Consider the following 3,334-nt stretch of genomic DNA (forward strand, 5'->3'; position numbering starts at 1 on the left):
AACGGGCGGGTGGTCCACCGCAACGAGCGCGGGCGGGCGCTGAAGAAGGTGCCGCCCCCGCTGGTCGGTCACCCGGGCCTGCCCCGGCTGCTCGCCCTCGTCGACGGTGTCGCGGCCCACCGCCGGACGTGCCGTCAGACGGCCGAGCGCCTGGTGCAGGAGGCCGTCGCCGTGCCGGCCCACGTGGTGGAGCTGCTCGCCGCGGACGCCGTCTGGAAGGAGGCGGTGGCGCAGGCCGGGCTCGTTCCCGCTGCCTCCGGGAGCCCGGGGCGGGAGGGCGACGACCTGCTGCTGGCCCGCCGCTACCGCCATCCCGCGATGCCGGACGAGGAGCGGATCCTGCTCACCACCGCCGACGCGGTCCGGCACCGCGACGAGCTGATGGTCCACCGGGGCTGGGAGCCGGTCGACACCCGGCCGACCGGGCTGCCGGGCCCCGGGGCCGTGCCCTTCCCCGAGTCCGCGCTGGCCGGGCATCCCGCGCGGACGGCCGAGGTGCTGCACTACGTGGAGCGCCTGGAGCAGGTCACCTCGGCCTGGCAGGTGTTCATCAAGCGCGACGTGGACGCCGTACTGAAGGAGATCGCCGGCACCCGGCCCGCCCTGCTGCGCTGCTTCCTGGACGGCGTCGCCGACCAGTGCCTGCGCCACGGCGGCGAACCGGGCGACGCGGCAGCCTGGTTCGGCCGGGCGAGGGCCGCCGAGCGCGCCGCCGGCGAGCACGTCGACCAGCAGTGGCTGGACGCCCGCTACACCGCGGTGGACGCCGCCGGTGCACTCACCGACACCGCCTTCCGCGAGCGCATCAAGCAGGTCACCGCGCGCGGCGCCGACCCGGAGGCGGCCCGCCGCGTCCTCGCCCTGCTCGGCGACCGGACGGTCCGCGAGGGCGAGCGCCCCCGGCTGGTCGCGGACGTCGTGCGCACCGCCCGGGCCGCCGGGTGCGACCCCGACCGTGAACTCGCCCGGCTGGCCGCACGGCTGCTGCCCGCCCGCGACCTGCGGAGCGATGCCGCCCGCGAGTTCTGGACGGCCCTGCTCGCCGCGCCCGCCTGGGACCTCGTCCTCGCCGAACTCCCCCGCCTCGCCCACGAGGTGGTCGCCGCCGGGCCGCAGCCCGGGATGCTGGGCCCGGACCTCGCCCTGCGCTACCTGGAGCGGACCGGCGCGCTGGCCCTGCTCACCGGACCGGCCGGCGCCGACGGGGCGGCGCCCGGCACGGCCGCCGACTGGTTGCGCCGCCTGGCCGGCCTGGCCGACCGGTCGTACCACCGGGTGTCCGGACCGGGGCTGCTCCGGCTCGCCGAGGTGCTGGCGCCGCGGATCGCGGCCGACGGCGTGCCGGTGGACCTGCCCTACTCCAGCCGGCGGGACCGGAACCGGCGGACCCTCGGGACCGTCCGGCTGGACGTCCTCGACGTGCTGCTGGCCGCGGGCGCGCCCGTCGCCGACCCGCCGCCGCAGCTCGGCGACCCGTACCTGCACCACCTCGCCGTCGCGCCGCGCCCCGGGCTGCACGCCCTGACCGCCGACCCGCGGTTCGCCCGCGAGATCCGGGCACTGCTGCGGGCCGAGTTCGAACTGACCAACGGCGGCGACTCGAACAACCTCTGGTACCAGCCGCACGACCCCAAGGGCTGGGCGAACGTGCCCGGTCTGGTGGACACCGACCTCGGCCGGTCCACCCTCGCGGAGTGGTGCGACGAGGAACTCGCCGAGCTGCCCGTCCTCGATCTGGACGGGCTTGCGCTGATGCTCGCCCGCTTCATGCACGTCGGCGCCGCCGCCGCACTCCTCGCCGACCCCGGCCGGGCCGAACGGCTCGCCGCCGTGGACGTCGCCGGACTGCTGCTGGCCGCCGTGGCCGCAACGGCACCCGGGCACGGCCTCGACCGGGCGGGCGCCGAACGACTGCTGCAGGGGGTCGAGGCGTCCTCCGTCTTCCGGGACGGCGTCGCGCTCCTGGTCCGCCGGCGGATCGCCCGGCTCCTGGAGATCGAGGAGGACAAGGTCGGCACCGAGTTCGCCCGCCTGGTGCAGATCGCCGCGAACTGCCGCAACGGGGTCGCCCACCTCCTGCCGCTGCTGACCCCCGAGGCCGCCGCGACGCCCGGCCCGGCCGACGACACGGACACCGGCACCGCTACGGACGTCGACGCCGGTACGGCCACCGGCACCCGCACAGGCACCGGCGCTGTCGGGTCCCCGGCGGCGGCCCCCGACCGGCCGGCCCTCGCGCCGGCCCGCGTCCGGCTGGGCCGACTGCTGCACGCGGCCGCCGAGGGCGCACCGTGGAACGGCGACCTCGACCACCCGAGCGCGATCGTCCCGGGCGTGACCGCCGCCTTCCCCTACCTGGTCGTCGACCCGCAGACCGAGCTGCTGCGCGGCGACACCGTGACCGGCACCCGCCTGCGCGAGTACGCCGACCTCCCGTTCGTCGCCGAACGGGGGACGGGCCGCTGGCGCACCGTCTCGGTCACGCAGCCGGGCAGGACGCCCGCTCCCCCGGTCGGCCACGTCTACCGCACCGCGCTCTCGACCGCCGTGGTGCTCCACAGCACCTTCAACCGCTCCCAGCTGCTGGAGTACGCGCCCTCGGGCACCTTCCCGGAGGACAGCGCGCTGGCCGCCGCCGGCTGCCGGGTGGAGACCCGGCACGACCTGGTCGCGGTGGCCGACGCCCGCTGGCTGCGCGCCTACCTCGAACTGCTCGCCGAGCGGGGGCCGCTGCCCGCCCGCCCCGAGGCCGTCCGGGAACTCGCGCAGCGGCTCACGCTGACGGCCGACGAGGCGGGCGCGCTGCTCGCCGTCCGCAAGCACCACCGGGACTACACGACCGCCGCCGAGAAGGAGATCGCCGGCCGGATCGGGTACGACGCCCTCCGGGAGGTCAGGAGCCGGCTGCTCCCGGACGACCCGGAACGGCTGTGGACGCACGGTCCTGACCTCGACCGGGCCGTGGCCGGGTGGTACGAGCGCTTCGGCACGCCCCCGGTCGACGCCGAGCTGATGGCCGACGCCGGACGCGAGCTCCGCTTCCCCAAGGGCGACTGGGCCCCCGCCGGTCCCGGCCCCGAGGTGGACCCGGGGCCGGCCGGGCTCCGCAGACGCCGCCGGCAGCTGGACGCTCTCCTGGCCGCCGCCCTCGCCCCGGCGTCGGGCCCCGACCGCGCGCCCGCACCGTACGCCTCGCCCTGCGCGATGGCGTGGCTGGCCTACCGCACGCCCGTCGGCCACCCGCTGCGGCCCGCTCTCGCCGAGGCGGCCCTCCGCACGGCCGCCGAGGCGTCGGCCGGTGGCGGTGCGGCGGGATGGCGGGTGTTCTCCGCCG

General features: G+C 77.8%; 1 protein-coding gene. It reads left to right on the top strand.

The features are described 5' to 3' along the window. Positions 1-3,334: hypothetical protein (locus tag ABZ641_RS30250; protein ID WP_359986887.1), on the top strand; the 3,334-nt coding region annotated here is incomplete at both ends.

It is taken from the genome of Kitasatospora sp. NPDC007106 (assembly GCF_040634455.1).
Classification (GTDB): Bacteria; Actinomycetota; Actinomycetes; order Streptomycetales; family Streptomycetaceae; genus Kitasatospora; species Kitasatospora arboriphila.